Genomic DNA, 24,851 nt, shown 5'->3' with positions numbered 1-24,851 from the left:
TTTCATAGCCTGTATTTCAGTCGTTAACTCTCCTCTTTAATCTTAATCAAACATTCTTTTGAATTTATCGAATACTTTTCGCTTTTCCGTTTTAGACGGGATAAAGTTCTCCGACTTATCCATCTCTTGCAACCATTTCCGTTCTTTGTCGTCCAGGTTCTCTGGTACGTATACATTCACGTTGATCAATTGATCGCCTTTACCAAATCCATTGACAGAAGGGAGGCCTTTATTCCTTAAACGCAACACTTTCCCGGGTTGGGTACCCGGTTCTATTTTCACTTTCGCCACCCCGTCGATAGTTGGTACTTCCACCGTTCCACCAAGAGCAGCCATCGGAAAACTGAGGAAAAGGTTGTATATCACATCATTTTCGTCACGGATCAGGTTGGGATCCTCCTCTTCTTCCACGACGATCAGCAAATCGCCATTCACGCCTCCTCTCCGGGCAGCATTTCCTTTTCCCGACATGGAGAGTTGCATTCCTTCAGCTACACCGGCAGGTATCCTGATAGAAAGTATCTCTTCATCTCGTATAATACCTTCACCACTACAATGGGTACATTTTTTGGTAATGGTCGTACCCTCTCCGTTACAAGTGGGACAGGTAGATGACGTTTGCATTTGGCCGAGAATAGTGTTGGTCACGCGTGTCACTACACCCGAACCGTTACAGGTGCTACAGGTAGAGGTCGAATTACCATTCTCTGAACCATTACCATTACAATGAGAACAGGAGACATACTTCTTCACCTTGATTTTCTTCTCCACGCCATTGAGAATCTCTTTCAAATTCAGCTTCACCTTCACGCGAAGATCGGATCCCCTATTGACTCTCCTACCGCGTTGGGAACTACCGAAGCCTCCAAATCCACCAAATCCGCCAAAATGGCCACCAAAGATATCGCCGAATTGAGAGAAGATATCCTCCATCGACATGCCTCCACCGCCAAAACCACCAGAGGCAGCTCCTCCTACGCCGGCATGGCCGAACTGGTCGTACCGTGCCCGTTTCTGTTCATCGCTCAGCACCTCGTACGCCTCGGCCGCCTCTTTGAACTTTTCTTCAGCTTCTTTGTCACCGGGATTTTTATCAGGGTGATACTGAATGGCTTTCTTCCGGTAAGCTTTTTTTATCTCGTCGGCAGTAGCAGTTTTGGATACTCCCAATATTTCGTAAAAATCTCTCTTTGCTGCCATTTTATTCTCCCACAATTACTTTTGGAAAACGGATAATCTTATCGTTCAACCGGTATCCTTTCTGGATACAATCAATGATTAACCCTTTCTGCGACTTATCCTGTACGGGAATAGTAGTGATTGCCTCAAAACTGTCAGCATCAAACGGCTGTCCAATCGCCTCGATCTCATTCACCCCGTGTTGTTTCATGAAAGCGATAAACTTTGCATAGATAAGATCCATCCCTTCCAACATGGCTTCCCGATCATCTGTTTTATGCAATGATTCAAGAGCACGTTCAAAATCATCTACCAATGTGATAACATCGAGCAAGACCCGTTCACCACCACTCTTGATCAGGTCGCTCTTCTCTTTGAGCGTACGCTTCCGAAAGTTATCAAATTCAGCATGTAGGCGAAGATAACTATCATTCAACTCATTATATTTTTGCTGAAGATCATCCTCTTGTTGCCCCACCAACTCGTCGGAGCCATTCAACTCTCCGACATCACCTGCCATTTTGTCTTTATTCCCTTCGTTCATGACCTCTTCACGGCCTTCAAACTCCTTTTCATGGATCTCTTCGGGATCCCTATTCGATTGATTGTTATTGCTCATATTTATTATTTTGTTTTTTCTTATTGAAAGAATAGAACCAAGAGTCAAGATTTTGAACTTGAGATTAAAGGAGATTAATTATAGATTGAAAAAGATTCCTACTCTCCCACTTAACCACTTAGGTACCTATCCACCTTTCTACTGCAAATAGTTTGCCAAAAATAAAAAAAAGAAGTGATTATCGGTTTTAAAGAAAAAGCTCACACCATTCATCAAAGAGCTCTACCTGATGTGATCCGTGGTTGGCGAGGCTCTGTCTAATCTTTTTTAAAGGCTTTTCTTTTCCTAGCTGTGATTTGGAGAAAAATTTATCTGCAAAGCAAATAATTTTCTCTTCCAGGCTCTGCGGTCGCATATCCCTATGCGGAACCGGCAATTTTCGGTTGATAATGGTCTCCAGACTTAAGCCGGTACCCGTATGCCGTTCGCTCACTAAACCATGCCTGTAATAACCTTCCTCTGTAAGTAATTCACGCCCCAGATAACCATGACAAATATAAGGGAAAGTACCTTCACAAGCAATATGAGGCGCTTTTGTAAGAAAGATGCCTATATCGTGAAGCATACCTGCCTCCTCAATAAAACGAACATCCACTGCCAATTCCGGATGGTTTTGGACTATAGATAGGGATTTATTGGTCACATCCGTTACATGCGACATATAAATATCATAGAGTTTTGTCCCCGTTTTGTAATATTTGTTGATAATTGCCTGTATATCCATAAATAAGCCAAATATGAAGAATGCAAGAGAAACCTATGTCGTGTCTATAATGGCACTACATATTTCTTCATGGCAGTATCCTGGAATGATTTGGGAACGGCAGACTTCATTTCGTCAATGATGATACCGATCAAACGTTCCCGCAAAAATTCCTGTCGGGTGATCAGGCTGATTTCACGTACCGGAGTGGAGTTCTTAAAAGGACGTACATTCTTTTTCTGCTTCTCGCTCATATTGGAAAGTGCCATTTCCGGTATAACAGTAATTCCTTCATTTTGATCCACGATATTGATCAGTGTGTCGATACTTCCGGCCTCGTAAGAATAGATAGAATTATTATTACCTCGTTTTTTCTTCAAATTACAAAGGTGCAAAATCTGTGTCCTGAAACAGTGCACTTCATCCAACAACCACAGTGGAGCGGCATTCAGATCACTTTCATCGAGCGCGGTTTTGGCGAAAAGTGCTTTCTCCAGGGGAGATACATATGCAAAAAACCGTTCATAATAGATTGGATATTCCTTGACAGAAGGTTCTTTCAGAGGTGTAGCCAAAATACCTCCGTCCAGCGAATCATTGGAGAGTCCCTTCAGTATTTGAGCGGTAGTCAGTTCGGAGATAGCGATACGGACATCATATCGGTTTTCACGATGAACCTGCATCAACTTCGGCAAGAGATAAGGAGATACGGTAGGGATAATTCCCAGACGAAAGACACCTTTCACAATCCCTCTCTCCTCTTGAATAATCTCTTTGATCTGATTTACCTGGGCCACTGCGATGCGTGCCTGGGTAATGATCCGCTCACCGATATCGGTAGGGTGTACCGGAAGTTGGGACCTGTCGAATATTTTCACTCCAAGCTCTTCCTCCAGTTTTTGGATCATCATACTCAACGTGGGTTGAGTGACATAAGAGGCCTCCGCGGCTTTGGAGAAATGACGATAATTATCTACTGCGATAATATACTCTAATTGCTGTATGTTCATCTTCTTATCTTACTTGTAACTGGAAAAATATTTCATGAATTGTACTCGTTCGAAGAGTGCCGGGCTTTTTATATTCGCATAATTCAATTTGGCTTTAAATTCATCAATGCGATTATAGCTGTTCTGACGCATCCATTCCTCCATGCACATAAGAATATCTTCTATTACATCGGGCCCTTGCTCGTAAAGGATACTGCAGAGTTGAACAGCACTGGCCCCGGCCAAAATCCCTTTGATTACATCTTCCCAGGAATGCACACCGTATGAACAGGCAATATCGAAATCAGGTACCCGCCCCGAGACAATAGCTGTCCAACGAAGTGTTTCACTGAAATCGGAAGGATTACTGAATACCGGTCCTGAAGTGATCTCCAGATTTTTGATATCGATATCGAGTTGGTAAAAGCGATTAAAAAGTACTATCCCGCCTGTTCCCAACGCCTTCAGCTTCCCTGCCAATCCTGGCAAATTATTGATATTTTTTGCCATCTTTATCACAATAGGAATTTTGATGATTTTTCTTAATTCCCTTACGATATTCACATAAGATTCTTCAAGATAGGTATCACTAAATTCTCCCGCATTTAATACAAAGAGATTCAGTTCAATCGCATCAGCACCAGCATCCTGAATAATTTTAGCAAACTCAACCCAACGGTTCAGTTTGTAACAATTGATACTGGCAATAATAGGAATATCACACTCCTTTCTGGTCAAGCGGATCAGATCGAGATACTTCTCCATGTGATTCATCTCGATGTAAGTATTGATATAATCAGTTGCTTCCGGATAGTCAGCAATTTGGGAAAGTTTTTCAGAATGATTTTCAATCTGTTCTTCAAATAGGGATTTCAACACAATGGCGCCAATACCGGCCTCTTCCAACTCTTTAATTTTCTTTAGTGAATTGGTAAGGCCACTACTCGCAGCTATCAATGGGTTCTTTAATCGTAGCCCTGCAAAGGTTGTTTCTAAATTGACCATGAACGTATGATGTTTTTCAAACATATAATCTCCAACAAAAATAGGCATTTTATTGATAAAATCAATAGCCTATATCAAAAATAAATCAGGAATTGATAGCAGATGGTGGGCTAACGGTTACCAAAGATAAGAGTTCCTATCCGTATCATGGTGCTTCCTTCCTCAATGGCAAGAGAATAATCGCTTGTCATTCCCATTGAGATATCCATAAAATCAGGGTCGTCAGGGAAGAACCCGGTTCTGAATTCGTCGAAGAGTGATTTTAATTGTCGGAATTCTTTACGAACCTGATTTTCATTGTCGGTGAAGGTAGCCATCCCCATTATTCCGGCAATCCGCATATGTGGACATGATTTCCATAGCCCCCCTTCAAGGAATCGGCGGCATTCGTCAGGCGAAAAGCCGGACTTGGTCTCCTCTTCGGCGATATGGATCTGCAACAGGCAGCGAATAACCCTGTTATTGGCCGCTCCCTGTTTTTCAATCTCCAGCATCAACCGCTCATTATCGAGACTATGAATAAGTGAGATAAAAGGAGCAATCTGCTTCACTTTATTTCGTTGCAGACTACCGATAAAATGCCACTCTATATCTCCGGGTAGCTGATCTTTTTTAACAAGGAGTTCCTGCACCCTACTCTCTCCGAAAACCCGTAGCCCGGCATCATAGGCCTCAAGAATCATCTCTGCTGGGTTGAATTTAGATACCGCCACCAGTTTCACTCCCGGTGGAACAGTTTCGCGCAAAGCATCAATATGAAATCGTATAGACACTATTCCTCCTTTTTATTCTTCTCTCCCCCATATGGGAACACATCCATGATAGCCGTCTCCGTCACCGAAGCAATAGCATAGTCAATCATGGTTTTTTTCATTTCTCCCTCTACGATCTCTACCGCTTCTTTAAGCGTGCATGCCTGCACCAGCATATGAACCGCCGTTTTCTTCTCCGAGCCGCTCTTTTCATCGAGTGTGATAAAATAGAGTTTCGCCTTATAATAACGATCACCCGTTTCATTAAAGAATGATTCCGTGTATTTCACCCGTTTGATATCGGATACGGAAAATTCACCCGAAATAAAGGGTTTGATCTCTTCAATAATTCTCGCTTCCGCTTCAGTGAACGACAAAGCGTCTACCAGATACGGTTCCGTTACTGTTTTTTGCATGCCGGTTTCCAGCATCTTATCATATCTTATCTTGCACTCAAACCAATTGTACATATATTTTTGTGATTTGTCGGTTGCATCCTTTTACAACGTAATGCAAAGTTATGACTTTCCTTCAAAAATGAAAAAATAATATATCAGATGCAATAAGTAAGAACAACTATTATAAAAAAAATGATACTTTTGCAGATTATCAAACAACAAATGATTGGAACCCTCGTAAATACAGCAGCAGTAGTGGGCGGTGGTATAATTGGTCTGCTACTCAAAAAGCGGATGCCGGAACGTGTCACCACCATCTATTTTCAGGCTATTGGCCTGTTCACCATGGCCATTGGTGCATCGATGGCTATTGAGATGGAGAAGATACTTATTGTGGTTAGCAGTCTTGCTATCGGCTCATTGTTAGGAGAGTGGGCAGACCTCGAAAAAGGAACCGAACGGATGAGTGATTGGTTGAAGCACCGTTTTCGCATCGGCAATGAAAAATTCTCGGAAGGATTGGTGACTGCTTTTCTTCTATTCTGTGTGGGCTCGCTGACTATTATCGGCACTATCCAGGAAGGCACGGGAGGTTCACCCGATCTGCTTTTCACTAAATCGCTGATGGATTTCTTCTCTGCTATACTATTAGCCTCTGCTTTTGGTGTGGGTGTCGCAATATCCGCTATCCCTCTTTTCATTTTTCAGGCCTCTCTCACGTTGTTAGCCAAATACGCTGCAACCCTCTTTACAGATGATATCATCCTCGGGCTCACCTCCACCGGTGGCATCCTCCTCATTGGGCTCGGCATTAATATATTAGGCATCAAAAAACTACGTATTATGAATATGCTCCCATCATTGGTTATCGTCGTACTGCTAATCTGGATATTCGGATAGCATAAGAAAGAGTGAATTGATACAATGATAAAGAAAAAAGATGAAAAGTTAGGGTTATGGCTACTGGTCTTCGTTGGTCTCGGCTCAATGATCGGATCAGGCATCTTCAATTCACCGAAAGACCTCATCCGGATAGCTAATCCCCAAGGCACGATGCTCACCTGGATCATCGGAGGGACAGGTGCATTGATGTTGGCATTGGTTTTTGTCTATCTGGCAGGGCGGAAACCCGAACTCAAGAGTGGGATCTACGCTTATGCCCGCGACGGATTTGGCGATTATATGGGATTCAACTCTGCCTGGGGATACTGGTCGGTCGGCTGGCTGGGCAATATAAGTTACCTTGCTCTCTTTTTCAAAACATTGAACGACCTGCTAGGCGAACATGCCCTTTCGCCATTGCAATCTTTCTTTATCGGATCGACTATCCTATGGCTCTATTATATTATCCTGATGGCAGGTGTAAAAGAAGGCGCCATTCTCAACTTCATAGTGACAGTTGCCAAGCTTATCCCCATCGTGCTGATTATCCTGCTGGCTCCGGCACTTTTCGACCGAGACCTCTTTCTCGTACCTGATTGGCAATGGAAACTCGCTGCCACAGGATCGGAAACAACACCGATACAGCAAGTAGGAGATGCCATGGCAATCGTACTGTGGTGTTTCGTAGGGATAGAAGCTGCCTCCGTATTGTCGGGCAGGGCAAGAAAACAGAAAGCCGTACGTACCGCCACTATTCTCTCAACCTTAATTGTGTTGGGGATATATATGCTTATCACGCTGATAGCGATGTCGACCATTCCGGCAGGGGAACTGGCCTCTTCAGAGACACCACTCGCTTTAGTGCTCGAACGAACAATTATAGGTGCTGCAGGAGGTGTGATTATCAAACTGGGGATTATGATTTCGGTATTGGGAGCCAGCCTTTCCTGGATATTACTCTCGGTGGAGACTATGTATGCCGCCGCCCGGGACGGTGTAATGCCCCGCCAGTTAGCCAAAGTGAACAGTAAGGGAACCCCGGTGAATGCGTTGTTACTTACTCAATGTTTCACGCAGGTATTTCTCCTTGCCATTCTGTCACCCAGACTGAATGAGACCTATCTTGCCGCCATTACCATAGCCACCACACTCGTATTGATACCCTACTTTCTATCATCACTTTACGCTGTAAAGACCGCAATCCATTACAGAAAAGAAGAGAAAACAGCACGGAACCTGATTATTGCCCTGCTCGGCACTCTTTATTCAGTCTATGTGATCTATGCGGTAGGGATCAAGTACCTGTTTCTTTCAGTACTCTTTTACGGTATCGGTTCCCTACTGTTTATCAAAGCAAAAAAAGAGAGACGGGAACAACCTAAACGGTGGGAATGGATCGTTATCATACTGCTGCTCTCCGGTGCGATATTGATTATCTTGCGAATCCTGACTGGGAAGATTACCATATAAAAAAGGAGATCGCCAAGACAACCTCCCTTTTGTTTATTCAACGGATTATAATACTATCTGTTAAAAGTATATCGCAACGTGGCTCCGAATCGGGTGGGATATCCGCGTTGCACGAAGGTATTGGTTTCAGCGGTCGTTACATCCTCCTGCTCAAATAGAAATGAGTTGTACTTCGTGTTAAAAAGGTTTTCAACCCAGCATTCCAATCCAAAGGCACCCCTCACTATTACAACACTGGCATTGGTAATTCCATAAAAAGGTTGATAAAGATTTTCCGTTCCGGCTTCATTTTGATTTGATTCCGTCCAATAAATCTTCCCTACCCCCTGATAATGTATATTTCCCACCAAACGGTCAATAAATGAACCCTCAGGAAGATAGTGTATATAGCTGGCTCCCAGACTTAATGTATGCTGAGGAGCAAAAGGCACATGCTTTCCGGCATAACTCACTATAGCAGTATCTTTCTCATTCCCGACAAATCGGGCATCGACAAACCCATACTCGCCGAAAAGAGAAAGATTCTCCAATGGAACATATTTCAAACTCAACTCAAATCCTTTGCTTTCCGATTTCCCGACATTGTCAATAGTACGTCCCGATGTGCCCTGTTTGGCTAATTTTGTGAGCTGCAGATTATCGACATGGGTGTAAAAGATTGCATAGTTGAGGGAAAGTTTTCTCTCCAATATCTCATAACGACCACCTAATTCATAAGTCCAACTGGTTTCGGGATCATAAGAGAGTTGATCCTCAATTGGGGTCATGGGAGGCATTTCGGGAAGCTGCACGTTGCGAGGCACATAGGGCTTTACATTTCTAAACAATGATTCCCTAAGTGCATCTTGCAGCACATCAGAGAAGACCTGTTCATTATATCCACCCGTCTTATATCCTTTTGATGCGGAAAGATAGGCTTGTGAAGTAGGTGACATCTGATATTTTAGCGCGAACTTAGGGAGTATTTCCCAGAAATCTTTCCGAAAAGATCCTTCCAGCAAGGTATCTCCCTTCACAAATACGGGATCGATGGGCCTGGGAGTCTGAAACACCATATTCACATTTCCCCCATCACTTTCAGTGAAATAATCGAGGCCTGTATGCTCGTAATCGAACCGGATGCCGGCTGTAGCCGAAAATCCCTCCACACCAAAAAGGTTATGAAGAGTGGACTGGTGAAACAAAGCCACCCCACGCGATGGTTTGGTATATATCCCTGGGAGGTCAATCCGGTCACCTTCATACACCAGGCGCAGAGGTGCTCCAAGGCTCTCCATAAGCCTGTCCAAAGGACGTTGCAACACAGTCACCATATCTTCCTTAAGTGCTACCGGCGTATCGATCTCCCGATTGTCAACAAAACCGAAAGCACCTACTACCCAACGATAATCTCCTTGTATATCCGATTTCACAGTCACCTCCTGACTTACGGAGCGCTGCTTCTGCTTCTGGTTGATAGAAAATACAGACTTGGGAGAGTAATCCTGGTCCATCTTCATATCATCTTTCAGGTATTGAAAACCTGTAGTAGAGTGAATAGTGTAACCGCTTCCCGTATAATTGAGCGACAACCCGTTGGTAAACAGATGACGATCGTATGATGACGGTTCATTGAAACTGGCTGCAGTAGAGTCCTCATGCATATAGGGAAAAGCGCCGCCGGAGACATAATCATAATTCCCAAAAAACATTGCCTTCAACGAAGGAGAGGCTTGCCACTCCAGTTTGAATCTACCTCCGGCATTTTCTGACGCATCGACTTTCTTTCCGGTATAACTATTCATAAAATATCCATCGTCACGCTTATAATAGCCGGCAACTGAAAGGCCTAAACGATCGGAGAGCTTCCGATAATCGGACCCTTTTATCGAGAATTGCCCATAATTACCTCCGCCTACCTGAAATTTAGTACCCTGGAAAGAGAGAGGAGAAAGAGTGTATATATTGACAATACCCCCGATAGCATTGCGTCCATAAAGGGTACCCTGTGCTCCACGAAGCACCTCGATCCGTTGTATGTCCTGAAATTCAAAATCGAATGCCGACGGACTGAAACTGGGCACATTGTCCACATAAAGGCTTACTGTCTGCGATCCGAGACGGGCTCCTACCCCACGAATATAGATTGGTGTGGAGACTTTCGCTCCATAGGAGGGAATAAAAAAGTTAGGGATAAAAGCGCTCAAGCGAGGAAGCGACTCAATACGTGCATCCTGTAACTGTTTAGGTGATATCACCGACACAGCAGTAGGCAGATTCCTCAATGCATTGGTCTCCTTCACAGAACTGCTTATCACTACCTCATTCAGATAATACACTTTTAATGTATCATTGGGGTTGGCTCCCTTAACCGGATCGTTATCGACAGCAAACACAAAAAGAGTACTATAGAAAACAAATATTGATAAAATTGATTTTTTCATACTATTGAATATTTTGATACAAGGAAAGAATCCTGTTCATTTTATCATCGATCTCTTTAACAGAAATTGTATCCAATATACCGGAATACATATGTTCGATTGCAAAGGAACACCAAATTGAGGTGTCTGTCAATCACCACAATTAGTGATTTTTATACAATCCAAATCACGATAAAAAGCTCATATTAATCTCCTCCTCTTGTTAAAAGAAGATTTTTTTAGTGCAAAATTCTTCAGTTATTATATCAACATATTATATTTCGATGTAACTTTACCGGATAACAATGCGAGCGTAAGAAAGTTGGTTTTAAAGCATAAGGTGGAGAACCTTTATTACGGGAAGATCCGGAGAATTACTATATTGCCAGCTGGAGGAAATGGGCAAAAAGAGACAAACTGAACCAAGAACAGAAAGAATTTTAGCTATAATATACCGTTTTTTAACTTGACCAAATTATTCCAATCATGACATGAATAAAACAGTTACTTTTTGCAGTTTAGCCGTGATTATGATTTGTATTTCTTCATGCAGAATCCAAAATCCCCGATACTTCAATTCTCCGTCTGCTCAGGCTCCCGTCTACCTGGAGAAAAAGGGAGACAAAAGAGTTACTGCCAATATCGCTATTCTTCCCAAACACGAGAATTCCGAATTCGATCAATTACTCAATTCTAGCGGAGCCAGGAATTCTTATACTGTCGGATTCGATCTAGGTACTGCTTATGCATTCTCAGACCGGTTCATGGGTACATTGGGCGGATTTTACAGGAAAGAAAAGGATGCCTTCAGTGACAACGATATCCTGCAGACAAAGTCTACTTCTAAAATCAACTATACCCGAAAAGCATTCGATGTGGGTTTGGGAACATTAATTCCATTCGGTGAACAAAAAATAATGATTTTCAATCCTATTATCGGAACTAATTTTGGCCGTTCAGAATCTTTCCTATACAGTACAAGCAATACTACTAGGGACACTAGGATCTTTTATTTTCACGGCAATTATCATAAATTCTACCTGAAGCCTAATCTAAATTTTCACTTTAATAAGAATTTTAAAATGAGTTTCATTCCACAAGTCTCGGTCATGAAATACCATGATATCGAAGATAATTATCCGGGAGACTCACAAGAATTTCTGGGACTGAATAGATTACGAAAAGAAAATATGTGGCTTTTTGAACCCGCCACTTTCTACCAGATAGGGTTAAACGAACAGGAATGGTTAAAACTCGATTTAGGGATAGCATTTTCGTTTTATCCGCACGCTAAAGATATCCCCGAGAAGCTGCGAACCAGAAACGTACAACTTTCCATCGGGTTCTCCATTTATCCGTAAATAACCCGGGTGATTCCTGAAAGGTCATTAACACCAATTATAACCATAAATGATATTAAATATCGAACCCCCAACGGTTTTGTTTTGTTGTATATAAAGAGGGAAGGGCGTTCCTAATGTGGTCAATGTGAATGACGTGGTAGGTTTGACTCTTGGTACTTGTGTTTTTGTAAAAATAACCATATGAAGAAAGCATTACTTATCGTGGATGTGCAGAATGATTTCTGTCCCGGTGGAGCCTTGGCTGTAAAGGATGGCGACAAGATAGTATCGGTAATCAACGGGATTATGGATAAATTCGACCTGATTATTTCATCGCAGGACTGGCATCCGCAGGAGACAGTGCATTTTGAGAAATGGCCAATACATTGTGTAGCCGGAACAGCAGGAGCAGAATTCCATCCCGATCTGGAAAACAACAAAATAGATCTGAAGTTATTGAAGGGTACAGGCAATAAAGATGATGGCTATTCCGCTTTTGAGGCGACTAGTGCATCGCTTACCGGATTCCTTCATGAAAACAATATTGAGAGCCTTTATGTATGCGGTCTGGCCACCGATTACTGTGTGAAGGCCTCTGCCATCGATGCGGTGGAACAGGGGTTCCATACCTATGTAATCACCGACGCCATCGGTGCCGTCAATGCACAACCGGGCGACGACGAAAAAGCAATCCACGAGATGTACAGTAAGGGGTGTCTGCTGATAGAATCAGAAGAAATTTAATGATATTATCGTATCTTTGCACCCAATGGGAAAAGATATTTCACTACGCACAGTAAAAGTTGTCCGTTACATTCTACCTTTGCGTGAGGGTGGATCGTTACCGGCTTTGGCAGAGGCGGACGACGGATTCAAATATGTGCTGAAGTTCCGGGGCGCTGGACACGGCACCAAGATGCTGATTTCGGAATTGCTCGGTGGAAAAATTGCCTCTGCATTGGGATTACAAATTCCCGAATTGGTCTTTGCCACTCTCGATGAGGATTTCGGGCGCAGCGAGGGTGATGAGGAAATTCAGGATTTACTGAAAAGCAGCGAAGGACTCAATCTTGGGCTACATTACCTCTCGGGGGCTATAGCTTACGACCCTACAGTGAAAATTGATTCATTCCTGGCATCAAAGATTGTCTGGCTCGATGCATATACCACCAATATCGACCGCACCTTCAACAATACCAACCTGTTGTGGTGGCACCGTGAGTTATGGGTAATTGATAATGGTGCATCATTTTATTTCCATCATTCGTGGAACGATTTTGAGAGGCACGCCCTTAACCCGTTCCCTCATATCAAAGATCACGTCCTATTACCCCAGGCGTCAATGCTTGACGAGGCAGATCAACTTGCCCATGAGGTGCTCTCGTCTGATCTGTTGGAGGAGATCACTGAACTTATTCCTGATGAATGGCTGGAATGGAATCATACACAGCAGGTACCGGATGAGATCCGAAGAGTCTATCTGAATCTTTTAAAGACTCGATTGCGATATTCTCAAAACTTTCTAAAAACTGCCAAAGATGCAAGAGGATAAACTGTATCATTATGCCGTTATTCGATTGGTACCGAGGATTGAACGGGAAGAGTTCTTCAATGTGGGACTTATTCTGTTCTGCAAGCGGGAGAAGTATATCCGGTTTGAATACCATCTCTGTCCCGAGAAATTCAGGCTGATGCGTTCGGAAGCGGACTATAGTGACGTGATCGAAAACCTTGAAACACATAAACAGATTGCACAGGGCAATCCGAATTGTGGCCCCATCGCGCAACTGGAAATCCCCGAACGTTTCCGCTGGCTAACAGCCGTTCGCAGTTCCATTATCCAGACATCGCACCCCCACCCCGGAAAGACCGACGATCTGGACAAAACATTTGATCGATTATTTGAAGAGTTAGTGAAGTAAGTAATTCCTCCTCATTTTTTCATCAACTTGCCGAATGAAAAATGGCCAAATTACCGAATAAATATTCATAAAACATTCATAACCAAAGAAAAACATCTTATATTTGCATCCAGGATATTCAGTATGATCTAACACGGTCATACGTGATCTTTGCGTGTATGTGGTATCCATAGGCAGCCTGAACAATTAATAACTATGCAAAAATATATTACCGTTTCTCAAGCTATAAGAAAAGCCCGTAGCAGGGTTGTATATCCTGCACTAATAGCTATGATGTTAATCATGGCAACAGCTATTTATATTTTAGCAGCCTTTGAAGGCTCTCTACCATTCACCATATTATCAATAATCTTAATGATTTCTTCATTTGGTGCTTTTGGTGCTATAATGACCTATTTTGGGGACAAATGGAAAACATGGGCTTACAAGAACGTAGATGATGTAAAAGAATTTAGAGAGAGGGCACCCAACAATCGATTTTCAGTAAACATTTTCCCTTCCAGGTGGCATCTCTCTATCAGGAAAGAGAGGCTAAAGGCCCTTCATATTGTCAGGGAAAGAATTAAAAATAACACCCTCAAGGTGATATTGGAGGATGATTATTCTATTCCCCGTAAATTGGAGATAAAACGATCGCTTTTTTATTATCTGATACCACTTGCCGTATGTGTCTGGATATGTTACAAAACCACCGATCGGTTAATGAATGGCACCTCTGTTGAGCTTGTTATTGATATAATCCTTGCTTTACTGTCTTCTGTCGGTATCTTGTTTTTATTGATGAAGTTAGCACTGCATCCTACTCTGGTAATTATCTCGGAAGAGGGTATATGGAACAAAAAAACGGGAGAGCAATCATGGGATATGGTAGATTCTTTTGATTTTCAGGATAAAACAGTCTCCAACACCAATGGCTCACATATAACCACTTATCTCCATATCACATTTAAGCCGGAGTCTGGCTTGGAAAAGAAAAAAAGTGTGATCAGATACAATATGGCATATCTTAATAAAAACGCCGACACTATTGAGAAAACAATAAAGGTGCATTATTACCAACATACGCATAAACGGTATTAAAAACGGTTTTGTATTCCAGTCTCATATATGGTTCATCATCCTTTAAAAATAAAATAGACAGCCAGCACCAGAAAGACGAAACCGAGAAGGTGGTTCCATTTCAATTGAGTGCCGAAAGCGAGGTAGGAAAAAACGACAAAGACGACCAAGGTAATTACTTCCTGAATAACTTTCAATTGTAGTAGAGAAAAACTACCACCATTTCCTTCAAACCCGATACGGTTTGCAGGAACCTGAAAACAGTATTCGAAAAAGGCGATCAACCAACTAAAAACAATCACCCCAATAAGCGGCAGTTTGCTGAACCATGCACTTTCTGCCAGTTTTAAATGTCCGTACCACGCAAATGTCATAAAGACATTGGAGCAAATCAAAAGCCCGATTGTGACCAAATAATTCATTCGATAACCTACAAAAGAAGTAAAAAAATCGCGCAAATGTACGCACAAGTTTTTTATCTTCCAAAAGCTAATTCTTGAATCGGTTTTACACCGATACCGGGCTGGTCGTTGGGGATAATCTTCCCATTTTCAAGCTTTGCTCCATCGAAACAATCATTTCCTATCAGGAGGGCGCCGTCGAGATCAGCAAAGTCCATTCCGGCATAGAGTTGGGATGCAGCCGAGATGGCACAGGATGTTTCGGTCATGCACCCGATCATCACCTTCATCCCCAATGAATAGGCGAAGTTTCGCATTTTCCACGCTTCAAGCATACCGGTACACTTCATCAGCTTGATATTGATACCGGAAAATACACCTTTCAACCGCTCCACATCGGCAAGGCGCTGTATCGATTCGTCCGCAAAAATGGGGAGTGGACTCTCTTCGGTGAGGCGGGCAATATTATCCAGATCACCTTTCGGCATAGGTTGCTCTACCATCACGATCCCCTGCTCTTTCAACCAGAAAATCATATCGAGCGCCTGCTGACGGTCTTTCCATCCCTGATTGGCATCCACGGCCAGCGGCAGATCAGTTTCCGAACGGATCGCTTCAATCATTCTCTTATCATCGGGGCCACCCACTTTCACCTTCAGGATATTGAAGCGACCCAGCGCTTCACGGGTTTTTTCCCGCACCACTTCATCGGTATCGATACCAATGGTAAATGTAGTATCCGGCACATTATACTTGTCCATTCCCCTTATCTTATACCACGGCATACCCTCGATTTTTCCTGCCAGATCGTGCAAAGCAATATCTATTGCGGCCTTTGCGGCTGTATTGGCATCGGCGGTTTCATCGAGATAAGCCATAATCTCTTCGATATCGCGAGAGGGGTTAAATCCGGAGAGATCCACCTTTCGCAAAAATTCAATTACCGACTCCTGAGTTTCACCCAGATAAGGAGGTAGGGACGCTTCACCATATCCTTCGAGTCCGTCGTACTCTATTTTGGTCAGTACAACAGGAGTAGTTTTGCGTGAGAAGCCAGAGATGGTGAAAGTATGATTCAATTGCAAGTCGTAGGGAGTCCAGGATAGTTTCATTGTGCTTTTGGATTGTTTGTTTTTGGGAGAAGTACAAGCCGGCAGCAGTGACGGTACAGCCAGTGATGCTGCCGCGATGGCTGACATTCTCAGGAAGTGACGGCGATTTTGTATCATATGTTCATTATTTATAAAATTCATTTTCAAAGATCTCTTCAATTCCCGGCGTACCTATCTCTCCTATAATTCGTTTGGTACGGAGATAACGGTTCGTATTATACTCATCATAGAGTGGATCGGCAGGATCGAAACTGTTGATATGGATATAATCGGAGGCGTGTATAAACCGTTTATTCCCGATGTAGATACCAACATGCACCACCCGTTCTTTGGCATTTTCTTCCGTCGCTTTTGAGCCGAAAAACAACAAATCTCCGGGCATGGCGTCATTGAAATCACCCAAAGAATCCACCAACTGACCACAATGAACCTGCTGCGAAGCATCACGGGGAAGGACAATACCGTGCAGGAAATAGACGGTCTTGATGAATCCGCTACAATCCAGTCCTTTGGAAGAAGTACCTCCCCAAAGGTAAGGTATCCCCTGGAACCGGTAAGCGGTATTGACGATACTCTCTCCGGTCAATGTTATCCCTTTCAACCATTCAGCCGTCTCCTTGGCATCAGATTTTCTGACATAGGCTTCACGCCCATCAGGATAGACCACATGATAAAATTTACCTTTCGATCCTTTTAATTTCAAAATATTGCCTGCCACCAGATCGGAGACCGGAAAAGAGATATCTTCAGGTTTACCGAATGATTGTGTTGAGACGGATGTAATGATTACTTTCGGTTCTTGCAGGTATTTTTTCAACTCCTCATCCGTCATTCTCTCGATCGATCCGGACATCCATCCAATATACTTATCGGGAGTCTGAATACGTAACCATCCACCACGCTTCTCCAGTATCTTTACCGGCATTCCCAATAATCCCTGGGATACTAGTTCTGAACCGTAACCCGGTTCAGCACGAAGCGTACCCACTGAATTATAAATCACCCCCCGGGTTTCATCTCCCAACCCCTTATCAGGTAAGAGACAGATATTGTCTTCCACATTTTCCGATATACTCATTACCTGTTGGATCAATTCTTCATAAGCAGCCTTACAGGTGGTTTTCCCTTTAAGGAGAATACAATCCTCCTGTTGCAATGCCTCGATATCAAATATCTCTACACGACTGTCCGGAGCATATTTCTCTTTTAACAACTTAATAACGGATTCTATATCACTATTCTGAGGCATAACGGATAGCATTGAAAAGAAAAAAATAAAGAAAAAAATTGTCTTTCGCATTTTAATTATCGCTATTAAAATTGTTCGAAATATACGACTTTTTATTGAACTGAAAATAATATAACGAAAAAATCAGATAAAATACAGAATATCACTATCTTTGCTTCTATCACAATAGAATCACATATTATGAGAAGAGGAAAACAGCATCCCATTGCGGTACTCATCATTATCCTTTGCTGTACAGGGTTGATCACCTGCACATCGAACAATATAAAAAAACAGCAAAAAAACTCAGATATTCATATGACAGATTTTCCCCAACAGCACGATGAGGCCAAAAAACTTGCAAAAACGTTAAAAGGAAAAGGCATTTCCGACGAACGAGTTTTAAGTGCTATCGCTAATATCCCGAGACACTCCTTTATTGATGAGCAACTTTCGGCATATGCTTATTTGGATCGCCCATTACCGATCGAAAGCGGACAGACTATCTCTCAACCTTTCACAGTAGCTTATCAGACTGAACTATTACAACTGAAGCCTGGCGAGAAAGTGTTGGAAATAGGGACTGGCAGCGGATACCAGGCTGCAGTATTGTGTGAAATGGAAGCAGAGGTTTATAGCATAGAGAGGTATTATAATTTGTATGAAAGAGCCAAAGAGACCCTGAATGAGTTGGGATATTACCCGAATCTCTTTTTTGGTGACGGCTTCGAGGGTTTACCCGAGCATGCTCCTTTCGACAAGATCCTCATTACCGCTGCACCCGAAAAGGTTCCGGAGAAACTCTTACAACAGCTTCGGGTAGGAGGATGGATGGTCGCGCCTGTAGGAGGAAAGGGTGGTCAAAAAATGACCCTTATCCGTAGGATAAGCGAGAATAAATTCAAGAAATCGGAACATGGCGATTTTATCTTTGTCCCTATGCAACAAGGTATTGTGGAGTAGCAATCCATAAAGAGCCCACAAAGTTTTATCATACCTCTCTACATTAAAAAAGCTGCCGCCGGATTTCTCCAACAGCAGCAGGAAATTGAGCAAACAGGGAAGTTTATTTACCGATCGGTAAACGGCTCAATCGCCTTATACTTTTCACATCGCTATAATCGTACTGATATATACCGTCTTCAGCAATCACCATCAACACATTATTAAAGGGGATAACATCAAACCCGTCAATATCCGCGAAATGAGCAAGTTTATTGGCCATAATGGTCTGCGGATCCTTAGCATCAAATATTTTCAAACCCTCATCACATACAAAGAGGATTCCGTTATCTATCCCCAGGCCTTTCGGACCTTTCATCCCGTAGGTTACAATATGGTTAGGCTTCTTGACGTCACTCACATCTACAATGATCAATTCATTGGCATTTTGTCCACAGAAAGTTCCCGAACGGACGGTCACATAAGCGATATCGTTCTCCACTACCACGGGATCGCAGCCGAAGGCATGCGTAATCATGGACTGATATTCCGGTTTTAAGGGATTTTCCACCGAATAAATGATCATCCCCGTGGGTGTTCCCATGAACAGGCAATTTTTATAGCTGAAGATAGTTTCTACACTAAATCCCACATGGAGATCCTCACCGATCTTCTCAGGCACCTCCTTCGACAGATCGAAAATACCGAGTTGATTATTCATGACAGTATACAGATTGTCCTGATAAATGGCGAACCGTGACATGGAACCTGCCACTCCTACACCTCCTCCACCATTCGAGGCGGCATCAGAATATACCTTATCCTCTGTCACGCCACCCCAACTCCACCAGCGGGGTTTATAATTGCGGACCAATACTTTTTTTTCAACAAGTTTCCAACCTACAACAATATTGTTATCCCGATCCATCAACTTCTCGGAATCAATTCCATACCCGTTTTCCGGAATAGGGAACGCTTGAGGAAATACCTCTTCCTTCCGTCCTTTAAATACCGGTTTAGCCGGATCAGTGATATCGAACCAAACCAAATCGATATACGAATCGGCATACAACACATTGTCACGCACATGCATATCTGCATTACCCAACAATTCGAGAAAGGCGATGTTCCGAGGATTCGATGGATCCCGGTTATCAATCACATGAATTCCTTTCTCCGGCTGGGAAATATAGAGGTAATCGTTGTAAAATACAATTTTCCCTTGTTTTTCAATAGGCTTTGGCTGTTCCACATCTACACTGCTTCTGAATTCGGAAGCGGACATAAAGACCGGCTCATTCACGGTATAGGTGACATATTCATCCACATAATCCTTACACCCCGGCAAAAGAAGTAATCCGGCAATCAACAGTAAAAAATTTAAATTCTTCATACGCTTTATTCATTTGAATTGTATTCTTATTCCCATATTCAATCCGAATATCAATGGATTCTCCGTGCGGGAACTCATCGGCTGGTTATTCTGAAAATAATAGACGATCCTTGGCTCACCAAACAGCGCCAGATTATCCCGCAACCGATAGCTGAAACCGGCGCCTCCCTGCGCCGAAAACTGAAATCCATCGATATCACCATGCACATTGGTATGATACACTACGCCTCCATTACGCTCAATCCGTTGCTTATACACAGAACGAAGGCCTTTTTCAATACTCCCGCCACCAAACAGATATACCCTCCACGCATCATTTTGCCACATAGTATATTTCAAATTTAACGGGACACCCACATAATGTTGTTGTAATGTAGCCCGATAAATGAAATGGTCATTCCGGCTGAATCGCGAAAAAAGATAAGTATAGGATAACCCGGCTTCCAAGCTTATATTCTTGTCGATCGGAAAATCAACCATCAGACTGAAGGAGACAGGAGGACGATGTTCGATATTGGTATAATCTTCCGGGGATAACAAATTATACTCAACGCCTGAACCGATTCCACCACTGCTTTCGCCCTTATCTCCAGGGGAATAATCTCCAAAGATCGGATTATCAACATTGTAATTCTCCAATGATAAATCCAGAAGAGCATTGCCACTCCCCAATGCAGCCATTAGGGAATATTGTTTCCGATGCTTTTGAATGGGTGAGGATAGTAGATTTTCTGCCAGTGGCATAGTCTCCTCCGGCATTGATGACTCTATTGATTCCGCAACCTCTTGCGACTTTATAATTTCTGCTGATTCTTCACTTTCTTCCGTTTCTGAAATTTTTGTCAATCTTCCAACACCATTTTCATTCACCTTATTTTGCTGATTTACTGCTCTTTCATGCTTTGATCTTTTTCTCTCTTTCTCTTTTTTCGTTAGCTTGTCACTGTCTTCATTCACGGTCTGTTTTGTGATCAATTCCTTATCCGCATGATTCTCCTTACTATGCGGAATCGACTGGAGAGGGATCGACAACTGTCCGGCCTGTTCTGGTAATGATGAATTTTGCGTCAGTAACGGTTCATCGACCCAAGGATTAAGCAAGAAGAACCACACCAATGCTACGGCAGCTACACCGGCAGCAGCCCATGGCCAAAAGACGATAACACGACCTTTACGTGGCTGGAGTTTCTCCGCCAACGAGTTCCAGATATCAGAACCGACAGGCATCTGATGTTCCCGTAACTTCTCCCCAACTTCCCTCGAGAAGTCATCCGGATTATCTGTATATTTATCATCTGATTGCATCTCGCTGTTATCTATATTCCATTAACTCTCTGATTTTCTTTTGTAATAACTGCCTCGCCCTGAAAAAGGCCGATCGTGATGTACTCTCAGGCATATCCAGCAACACAGCAATCTCACGATGACTAAAACCCTCAACCGCAAAAAGATTAAAAACCGTTCGGTAGGTATCGGGAAGTTCATTGATACAATGCATTAAGTCATCAGCTGTGATATCTGATATATCCGGAATATCCCCGTAATAATCCATTTCAACATCCGTCAACAGTTCCTTCTGTTTCAGACGATTCTTTTTTCGCATATAATCAAGTGAGGTATTTACAAATACTCTTCTCACCCAGCCTCCAAAAGAACCTTTTCCCGAATATTGCCCTATTTCAATAAAAATTTTCAGGAATCCTTCCTGTAACACGTCTTTGGCATCTTCTACATCGGATACATAGCGTCTGCACAGAGCCATCATGGACGGAGCGTACTGTTCGTACACCTCTTTTCTAGCCCACAATTTTCCCTGCTTGCAAGCAAGTATTAATCGTTGTTCCGACATAAAGTTTCCCTGTTTACTATATTGACGTTTGTAGAAAACGAAACGTTGCAGAGATACAATAAATTTATGACTATCTTTTAATCTGAAGTTAATTCCGAAAAAATTATCTAAAGTTAAAGGTTGCTTGATAGATAAAGGATATTTGAAAATTTCAGGATCAAATACTAAAAAACAGAGCCAGGAATCTGAACAACCAATAATGCATTGTCTTGATTCTTGACTCTAATTATCCTGGTTCTATTAGAAATTATTCACTCCCCTTACTATAATTCGGTGCTTCACGTGTGATCATTACACCATGTGGATGACTTTCAGCATATCCGGCAGCAGAAATACGGGTAAACCTGGCTTCATGCAACCTTTCGATGTTTGCAGCACCACAGTAACCCATACCGGAACGCAAACCTCCCACCATCTGATAGATCACCTCCTGTAATGTCCCTTTGAACGGTACACGTGCTTCAATTCCTTCCGGAACAAGTTTCTTGATATCATCCTCTACATCCTGAAAATAACGGTCTTTCGAACCCTGCTGCATGGCAGAGAGCGATCCCATTCCACGATAAGACTTGAACTTACGTCCATTGAAGATAATAGTTTCTCCCGGCGACTCTTCCGTACCGGCAAGCAATGAACCCATCATTACAGAAGAACCACCAGCAGCCAATGCTTTTACAATATCCCCGGAATAGCGCAAACCTCCGTCGGCAATCACCGGAACACCAGTACCTTTCAATGCCGAAGCTACTTCATATATAGCCGATAACTGCGGCACACCTACTCCGGCGATTACACGGGTAGTACATATAGATCCCGGACCAATACCCACTTTCACGGCATCGGCGCCGGCATCCACCAGAAATCTGGCAGCATCGGCAGTAGCAATATTACCAACTACGATATCAATATCGGGGAAGGTTTTCTTCACTAATTTCAACATCTCACCGACTCCTTTGGAATGGCCGTGTGCAGTGTCGATCACTATTGCATCCACACCAGCTTCAATGAGTGCGGTCGCTCTTTCAATGGAGTCATGTGTCACACCGATCCCTGCAGCTACACGAAGACGCCCCTGTTCATCTTTACAGGCAAACGGCTTATCCTTTGCTTTGGTGATATCTTTATAAGTGATCAGTCCGACCAACCTATTATTGGAGTCGACTACGGGCAGTTTCTCAATCTTGTGCTGCTGGAGGATCTCGGCGGCATCTTCCAGATTGGTCGTCTGGCGGGTGGTAACAAGCTTATCCTTTGTCATCACTTCCTCGATCCGCTTTTCCATCGACTTCTCAAACCGGAGGTCACGGTTTGTTACGATACCTACCAGTCTATCGTCGCCGTCCACTACGGGAATACCCCCGATCTTGAACTCCGACATCATGGTCAGCGCATCGGACACTTTCCTGTCGGGAGTGATACTGATCGGGTTAAGGATCATTCCATTTTCTGCACGCTTTACAGCCCGTACCTGTTTGGCCTGTTCAGCGATACTCATATTCTTATGGATCACACCGATTCCTCCCTCACGGGCGATAGCGATAGCCATTGTGGTTTCGGTCACCGTATCCATCGCAGCCGACACCATTGGAATATTAAGCGAAATATTTCTGGAAAACTGAGTAGAGAGATCTACATTTTTGGGGAGTACCTCCGAGTAAGAGGGAACTAACAGAAGGTCGTCGAAAGTCAACCCTTCCATGATGATTTTATCTGCAATAAATGACATAAGATTCTATCTTTATTTTTTTATTGCATACAAAAGTAGATATTTTTTCGGGAATTAATCCGATTGAGGATGTTAATTTTAATAATAGATCCCGGAATTAATTCAACACAACAGTCAATATGCAATCAAATATTGCATATTGCTCAAATCAGGAGAATCCCTATGGTAAAATATTTAACTTTTTAAATATTTTGGTAATATGCTCAATAGAGTAATCGATCTGCTCCTTAGTGTGTGTTGCCATCAACGAGTAACGAATAAGGGTATCTCCGGCAGAAACTGCTGGAGAAACTACCGGATTGACAAAAATACCTTCTTCAAACAGAAGTTTGGTAACAAGGAAAGTCTTGTCGTTATCACGTACATAAAGTGGCATAATAGGTGTGGAAGTAGGCCCCAACTCAAATCCTCGCTCTTCCAACTGTTTAATGGCATAATGAGTCAGTTCCCATAATGCTTTTACCCGTTCAGGTTCCGATTTCAAAATATCCAAGGCTGCTGATGCAGCTGCGGTAGCACCGGGAGTAATACTGGCACTGAATATATTGGTACGGGCATTGTGACGCAAATAGTTAATGACAGGATAATCCCCTGCCACAAACCCGCCGATTGATGCAAGCGATTTACTGAAGGTACCCATTACCAGATCCACATCATTCAGTAACCCAAAATGATCGCATACTCCACGGCCGCTGTATTTCCGGCCAAGAACACCCAGACTATGAGCTTCATCGACCATAATATTGGCATTGTATTTCTTCGCCAATTTCACGATCTCGGGCAGATTGGCCAGATCTCCTTCCATACTGAAGACTCCATCCACAATAATCAACTTCACCTTCCCCTGATGACAACGTTTCAGTTGCTTCTCCAGATGCGCCATATCATTGTGACGAAATTTAAACTTTGTGGAGTAAGAAGTACGAAGCCCCTCTATAATAGATGCGTGATCTCTTTCATCCCAGATGATAAAATCATCTCTTCCCGTCATGCATCCTAATACACCCTCATTAACGCTGAAGCCGGTAGAAAAAACGATAGCCTCATCCTTATTCATAAAGTTGGCAAGTTTCCGTTCCAACTCCAGATGTATATCGAGTGTTCCGTTCAGGAAACGGGAACCAGCCATGCCGGTACCATATTTTTTTGTTGCAGCAATAGCTGCTTCTTTCACTTTCGGATGATTGGTCAACCCCAGATAGGCATTTGAGCCGAACATCAACACTTTCTTTCCGTTGATGACGACCTCGGTATCCTGGTCACTCTCAATAGCCCGGAAATAGGGGTAGATACCCGCCGCCTTTGCACGCTGCGGAGCATCATATTTCATCATTTTTTCCCTTAAGAAATTCATTTGAAAAAAATTTAATGAATAAGCTCCCACCTAAAAATATCGGAAGCATCTCTTCAATCAAGAACGCAATCAATTTGCAAAGATAACAATTAATTTAATTTCCGAAGTAAGGTTAATTTTTGA

The 24,851-nt window shown here is 42.8% G+C and carries 24 protein-coding genes; 8 read left to right on the top strand and 16 right to left on the bottom strand.

The window, feature by feature from the left end; genetic code table 11:
- Nucleotides 1–42: 42 nt before the first annotated feature.
- The 7 genes from dnaJ to VB073_RS01405 form a co-directional block, all read right to left on the bottom strand.
- The gene (dnaJ, locus tag VB073_RS01435) at nucleotides 43–1,200 is read right to left on the bottom strand and encodes a molecular chaperone DnaJ (protein ID WP_323402359.1); all 1,158 of its coding nucleotides are present in this window, start codon (nucleotides 1,198–1,200) and stop codon (nucleotides 43–45) included.
- Nucleotide 1,201: 1 nt separating this feature from the next.
- Nucleotides 1,202–1,798 (bottom strand): nucleotide exchange factor GrpE, encoded by a 597-nt coding sequence (locus VB073_RS01430; RefSeq protein ID WP_323402358.1) that lies wholly within the window; start codon nucleotides 1,796–1,798, stop codon nucleotides 1,202–1,204.
- Nucleotides 1,799–1,985: 187 nt separating this feature from the next.
- Entirely contained in the window at nucleotides 1,986–2,522 is a 537-nt protein-coding gene (locus tag VB073_RS01425; RefSeq protein WP_323402357.1) for an HD domain-containing protein, read from the bottom strand.
- Nucleotides 2,523–2,566: 44 nt separating this feature from the next.
- A complete protein-coding gene (locus tag VB073_RS01420; protein WP_323402356.1) occupies nucleotides 2,567–3,511 on the bottom strand; it encodes a hydrogen peroxide-inducible genes activator in 945 nt (314 codons plus the stop codon).
- A gap of 9 nt (nucleotides 3,512–3,520) precedes the next feature.
- The gene (locus tag VB073_RS01415) at nucleotides 3,521–4,495 is read right to left on the bottom strand and encodes a dihydroorotate dehydrogenase-like protein (protein WP_323402355.1); all 975 of its coding nucleotides are present in this window, start codon (nucleotides 4,493–4,495) and stop codon (nucleotides 3,521–3,523) included.
- A gap of 110 nt (nucleotides 4,496–4,605) precedes the next feature.
- Nucleotides 4,606–5,268 carry a YggS family pyridoxal phosphate-dependent enzyme gene (locus VB073_RS01410; protein ID WP_323402354.1) on the bottom strand — a complete coding sequence of 221 codons (663 nt, stop codon included), beginning with the start codon at nucleotides 5,266–5,268 and terminating at the stop codon, nucleotides 4,606–4,608.
- The gene (locus tag VB073_RS01405) at nucleotides 5,268–5,717 is read right to left on the bottom strand and encodes a DUF4494 domain-containing protein (protein WP_323402353.1); all 450 of its coding nucleotides are present in this window, start codon (nucleotides 5,715–5,717) and stop codon (nucleotides 5,268–5,270) included. The genes VB073_RS01410 and VB073_RS01405 overlap by 1 nt, the downstream gene beginning before the upstream one ends.
- 120 nt (nucleotides 5,718–5,837) lie before the next feature.
- Between VB073_RS01405 and VB073_RS01400 the strand changes: the two genes are divergently transcribed.
- Both VB073_RS01400 and VB073_RS01395 read left to right on the top strand, forming a co-directional pair.
- Nucleotides 5,838–6,545, top strand: a complete 708-nt coding sequence (locus VB073_RS01400) for a DUF554 domain-containing protein (protein WP_323402352.1) — start codon at nucleotides 5,838–5,840, stop codon at nucleotides 6,543–6,545.
- Nucleotides 6,546–6,569: 24 nt separating this feature from the next.
- A complete protein-coding gene (locus VB073_RS01395) occupies nucleotides 6,570–7,997 on the top strand; it encodes a basic amino acid/polyamine antiporter (RefSeq protein ID WP_323402351.1) in 1,428 nt (475 codons plus the stop codon).
- Nucleotides 7,998–8,050: 53 nt separating this feature from the next.
- On the opposite strand, the gene VB073_RS01390 is transcribed toward VB073_RS01395, so the two are convergent.
- Nucleotides 8,051–10,420 carry a TonB-dependent receptor gene (locus tag VB073_RS01390; RefSeq protein ID WP_323402350.1) on the bottom strand — a complete coding sequence of 790 codons (2,370 nt, stop codon included), beginning with the start codon at nucleotides 10,418–10,420 and terminating at the stop codon, nucleotides 8,051–8,053.
- Nucleotides 10,421–10,890: 470 nt separating this feature from the next.
- On the opposite strand from VB073_RS01390, the gene VB073_RS01385 reads away from it, so the two are divergent.
- The 5 genes from VB073_RS01385 (at nucleotide 10,891) to VB073_RS01365 (ending at nucleotide 14,744) form a co-directional block, all read left to right on the top strand.
- Nucleotides 10,891–11,760, top strand: a complete 870-nt coding sequence (locus VB073_RS01385) for a hypothetical protein (protein WP_323402349.1) — start codon at nucleotides 10,891–10,893, stop codon at nucleotides 11,758–11,760.
- A 183-nt stretch (nucleotides 11,761–11,943) separates the two neighbouring features.
- Nucleotides 11,944–12,486, top strand: coding sequence for an isochorismatase family protein (locus VB073_RS01380; protein ID WP_323402348.1), 543 nt, complete (start codon nucleotides 11,944–11,946; stop codon nucleotides 12,484–12,486).
- A gap of 37 nt (nucleotides 12,487–12,523) precedes the next feature.
- Entirely contained in the window at nucleotides 12,524–13,294 is a 771-nt protein-coding gene (locus VB073_RS01375; RefSeq protein WP_323402450.1) for a HipA family kinase, read from the top strand.
- Nucleotides 13,281–13,664, top strand: a complete 384-nt coding sequence (locus VB073_RS01370) for a DUF3037 domain-containing protein (RefSeq protein WP_323402347.1) — start codon at nucleotides 13,281–13,283, stop codon at nucleotides 13,662–13,664. Before VB073_RS01375 ends, VB073_RS01370 begins: the two co-directional genes overlap by 14 nt.
- A 195-nt stretch (nucleotides 13,665–13,859) precedes the next feature.
- Nucleotides 13,860–14,744 (top strand): hypothetical protein, encoded by an 885-nt coding sequence (locus tag VB073_RS01365; RefSeq protein ID WP_323402346.1) that lies wholly within the window; start codon nucleotides 13,860–13,862, stop codon nucleotides 14,742–14,744.
- A 35-nt stretch (nucleotides 14,745–14,779) separates the two neighbouring features.
- Here VB073_RS01365 and VB073_RS01360 read toward each other — a convergent pair whose 3' ends face one another.
- From VB073_RS01360 to VB073_RS01350, 3 genes are read right to left on the bottom strand one after another with little or no spacing between them, the layout of a single operon-like run.
- Nucleotides 14,780–15,145 carry a DMT family protein gene (locus VB073_RS01360; protein ID WP_323402345.1) on the bottom strand — a complete coding sequence of 122 codons (366 nt, stop codon included), beginning with the start codon at nucleotides 15,143–15,145 and terminating at the stop codon, nucleotides 14,780–14,782.
- Nucleotides 15,146–15,198: 53 nt separating this feature from the next.
- Nucleotides 15,199–16,350: a dipeptide epimerase gene (locus VB073_RS01355; RefSeq protein ID WP_323402449.1), complete on the bottom strand. Its 1,152-nt coding sequence runs from the start codon at nucleotides 16,348–16,350 to the stop codon at nucleotides 15,199–15,201.
- A 10-nt stretch (nucleotides 16,351–16,360) separates the two neighbouring features.
- The gene (locus VB073_RS01350) at nucleotides 16,361–17,536 is read right to left on the bottom strand and encodes a C40 family peptidase (RefSeq protein WP_323402344.1); all 1,176 of its coding nucleotides are present in this window, start codon (nucleotides 17,534–17,536) and stop codon (nucleotides 16,361–16,363) included.
- A gap of 129 nt (nucleotides 17,537–17,665) precedes the next feature.
- On the opposite strand from VB073_RS01350, the gene VB073_RS01345 reads away from it, so the two are divergent.
- Nucleotides 17,666–18,427 carry a protein-L-isoaspartate(D-aspartate) O-methyltransferase gene (locus VB073_RS01345; protein WP_323402343.1) on the top strand — a complete coding sequence of 254 codons (762 nt, stop codon included), beginning with the start codon at nucleotides 17,666–17,668 and terminating at the stop codon, nucleotides 18,425–18,427.
- A 103-nt stretch (nucleotides 18,428–18,530) separates the two neighbouring features.
- On the opposite strand, the gene VB073_RS01340 is transcribed toward VB073_RS01345, so the two are convergent.
- The 5 genes from VB073_RS01340 to spt all read right to left on the bottom strand — a co-directional run bounded on the left by VB073_RS01340 (nucleotide 18,531) and on the right by spt (nucleotide 24,728).
- Nucleotides 18,531–19,799 (bottom strand): hypothetical protein, encoded by a 1,269-nt coding sequence (locus VB073_RS01340; RefSeq protein ID WP_323402342.1) that lies wholly within the window; start codon nucleotides 19,797–19,799, stop codon nucleotides 18,531–18,533.
- Nucleotides 19,800–19,808: 9 nt separating this feature from the next.
- Nucleotides 19,809–21,104: an outer membrane beta-barrel protein gene (locus tag VB073_RS01335; protein WP_323402341.1), complete on the bottom strand. Its 1,296-nt coding sequence runs from the start codon at nucleotides 21,102–21,104 to the stop codon at nucleotides 19,809–19,811.
- Nucleotides 21,105–21,111: 7 nt separating this feature from the next.
- Nucleotides 21,112–21,648, bottom strand: a complete 537-nt coding sequence (locus VB073_RS01330) for an RNA polymerase sigma factor (RefSeq protein ID WP_323402340.1) — start codon at nucleotides 21,646–21,648, stop codon at nucleotides 21,112–21,114.
- A 247-nt stretch (nucleotides 21,649–21,895) separates the two neighbouring features.
- Entirely contained in the window at nucleotides 21,896–23,374 is a 1,479-nt protein-coding gene (guaB, locus tag VB073_RS01325; RefSeq protein ID WP_323402339.1) for an IMP dehydrogenase, read from the bottom strand.
- A 160-nt stretch (nucleotides 23,375–23,534) separates the two neighbouring features.
- Nucleotides 23,535–24,728: a serine palmitoyltransferase gene (gene spt, locus VB073_RS01320; protein ID WP_323402338.1), complete on the bottom strand. Its 1,194-nt coding sequence runs from the start codon at nucleotides 24,726–24,728 to the stop codon at nucleotides 23,535–23,537.
- Nucleotides 24,729–24,851: the final 123 nt, after the last annotated feature.

The organism is Proteiniphilum sp., assembly GCF_034927365.1.
GTDB lineage: Bacteria > Bacteroidota > Bacteroidia > Bacteroidales > Dysgonomonadaceae > Proteiniphilum.
The sequence above is the reverse complement of the archived record's forward strand: the minus strand, read 5'-3'. Positions and strand labels throughout refer to the sequence as shown.

What these genes read in the sequence shown, in the direction of transcription:
- dnaJ (WP_323402359.1), bottom strand. Translation starts at nt 1,200, where the DNA reads ATGGCAGCAAAGAGAGATTTTTACGAAATATTGGGAGTATCCAAAACT.
- VB073_RS01430 (WP_323402358.1), bottom strand. Translation starts at nt 1,798, where the DNA reads ATGAGCAATAACAATCAATCGAATAGGGATCCCGAAGAGATCCATGAA.
- VB073_RS01425 (WP_323402357.1), bottom strand. Translation starts at nt 2,522, where the DNA reads ATGGATATACAGGCAATTATCAACAAATATTACAAAACGGGGACAAAA.
- VB073_RS01420 (WP_323402356.1), bottom strand. Translation starts at nt 3,511, where the DNA reads ATGAACATACAGCAATTAGAGTATATTATCGCAGTAGATAATTATCGT.
- VB073_RS01415 (WP_323402355.1), bottom strand. Translation starts at nt 4,495, where the DNA reads ATGGTCAATTTAGAAACAACCTTTGCAGGGCTACGATTAAAGAACCCA.
- VB073_RS01405 (WP_323402353.1), bottom strand. Translation starts at nt 5,717, where the DNA reads ATGTACAATTGGTTTGAGTGCAAGATAAGATATGATAAGATGCTGGAA.
- VB073_RS01400 (WP_323402352.1), top strand. Translation starts at nt 5,838, where the DNA reads ATGATACTTTTGCAGATTATCAAACAACAAATGATTGGAACCCTCGTA.
- VB073_RS01395 (WP_323402351.1), top strand. Translation starts at nt 6,570, where the DNA reads ATGATAAAGAAAAAAGATGAAAAGTTAGGGTTATGGCTACTGGTCTTC.
- VB073_RS01390 (WP_323402350.1), bottom strand. Translation starts at nt 10,420, where the DNA reads ATGAAAAAATCAATTTTATCAATATTTGTTTTCTATAGTACTCTTTTT.
- VB073_RS01385 (WP_323402349.1), top strand. Translation starts at nt 10,891, where the DNA reads ATGAATAAAACAGTTACTTTTTGCAGTTTAGCCGTGATTATGATTTGT.
- VB073_RS01380 (WP_323402348.1), top strand. Translation starts at nt 11,944, where the DNA reads ATGAAGAAAGCATTACTTATCGTGGATGTGCAGAATGATTTCTGTCCC.
- VB073_RS01370 (WP_323402347.1), top strand. Translation starts at nt 13,281, where the DNA reads ATGCAAGAGGATAAACTGTATCATTATGCCGTTATTCGATTGGTACCG.
- VB073_RS01365 (WP_323402346.1), top strand. Translation starts at nt 13,860, where the DNA reads ATGCAAAAATATATTACCGTTTCTCAAGCTATAAGAAAAGCCCGTAGC.
- VB073_RS01360 (WP_323402345.1), bottom strand. Translation starts at nt 15,145, where the DNA reads ATGAATTATTTGGTCACAATCGGGCTTTTGATTTGCTCCAATGTCTTT.
- VB073_RS01350 (WP_323402344.1), bottom strand. Translation starts at nt 17,536, where the DNA reads ATGCGAAAGACAATTTTTTTCTTTATTTTTTTCTTTTCAATGCTATCC.
- VB073_RS01345 (WP_323402343.1), top strand. Translation starts at nt 17,666, where the DNA reads ATGAGAAGAGGAAAACAGCATCCCATTGCGGTACTCATCATTATCCTT.
- VB073_RS01340 (WP_323402342.1), bottom strand. Translation starts at nt 19,799, where the DNA reads ATGAAGAATTTAAATTTTTTACTGTTGATTGCCGGATTACTTCTTTTG.
- VB073_RS01335 (WP_323402341.1), bottom strand. Translation starts at nt 21,104, where the DNA reads ATGCAATCAGATGATAAATATACAGATAATCCGGATGACTTCTCGAGG.
- VB073_RS01330 (WP_323402340.1), bottom strand. Translation starts at nt 21,648, where the DNA reads ATGTCGGAACAACGATTAATACTTGCTTGCAAGCAGGGAAAATTGTGG.
- guaB (WP_323402339.1), bottom strand. Translation starts at nt 23,374, where the DNA reads ATGTCATTTATTGCAGATAAAATCATCATGGAAGGGTTGACTTTCGAC.
- spt (WP_323402338.1), bottom strand. Translation starts at nt 24,728, where the DNA reads ATGAATTTCTTAAGGGAAAAAATGATGAAATATGATGCTCCGCAGCGT.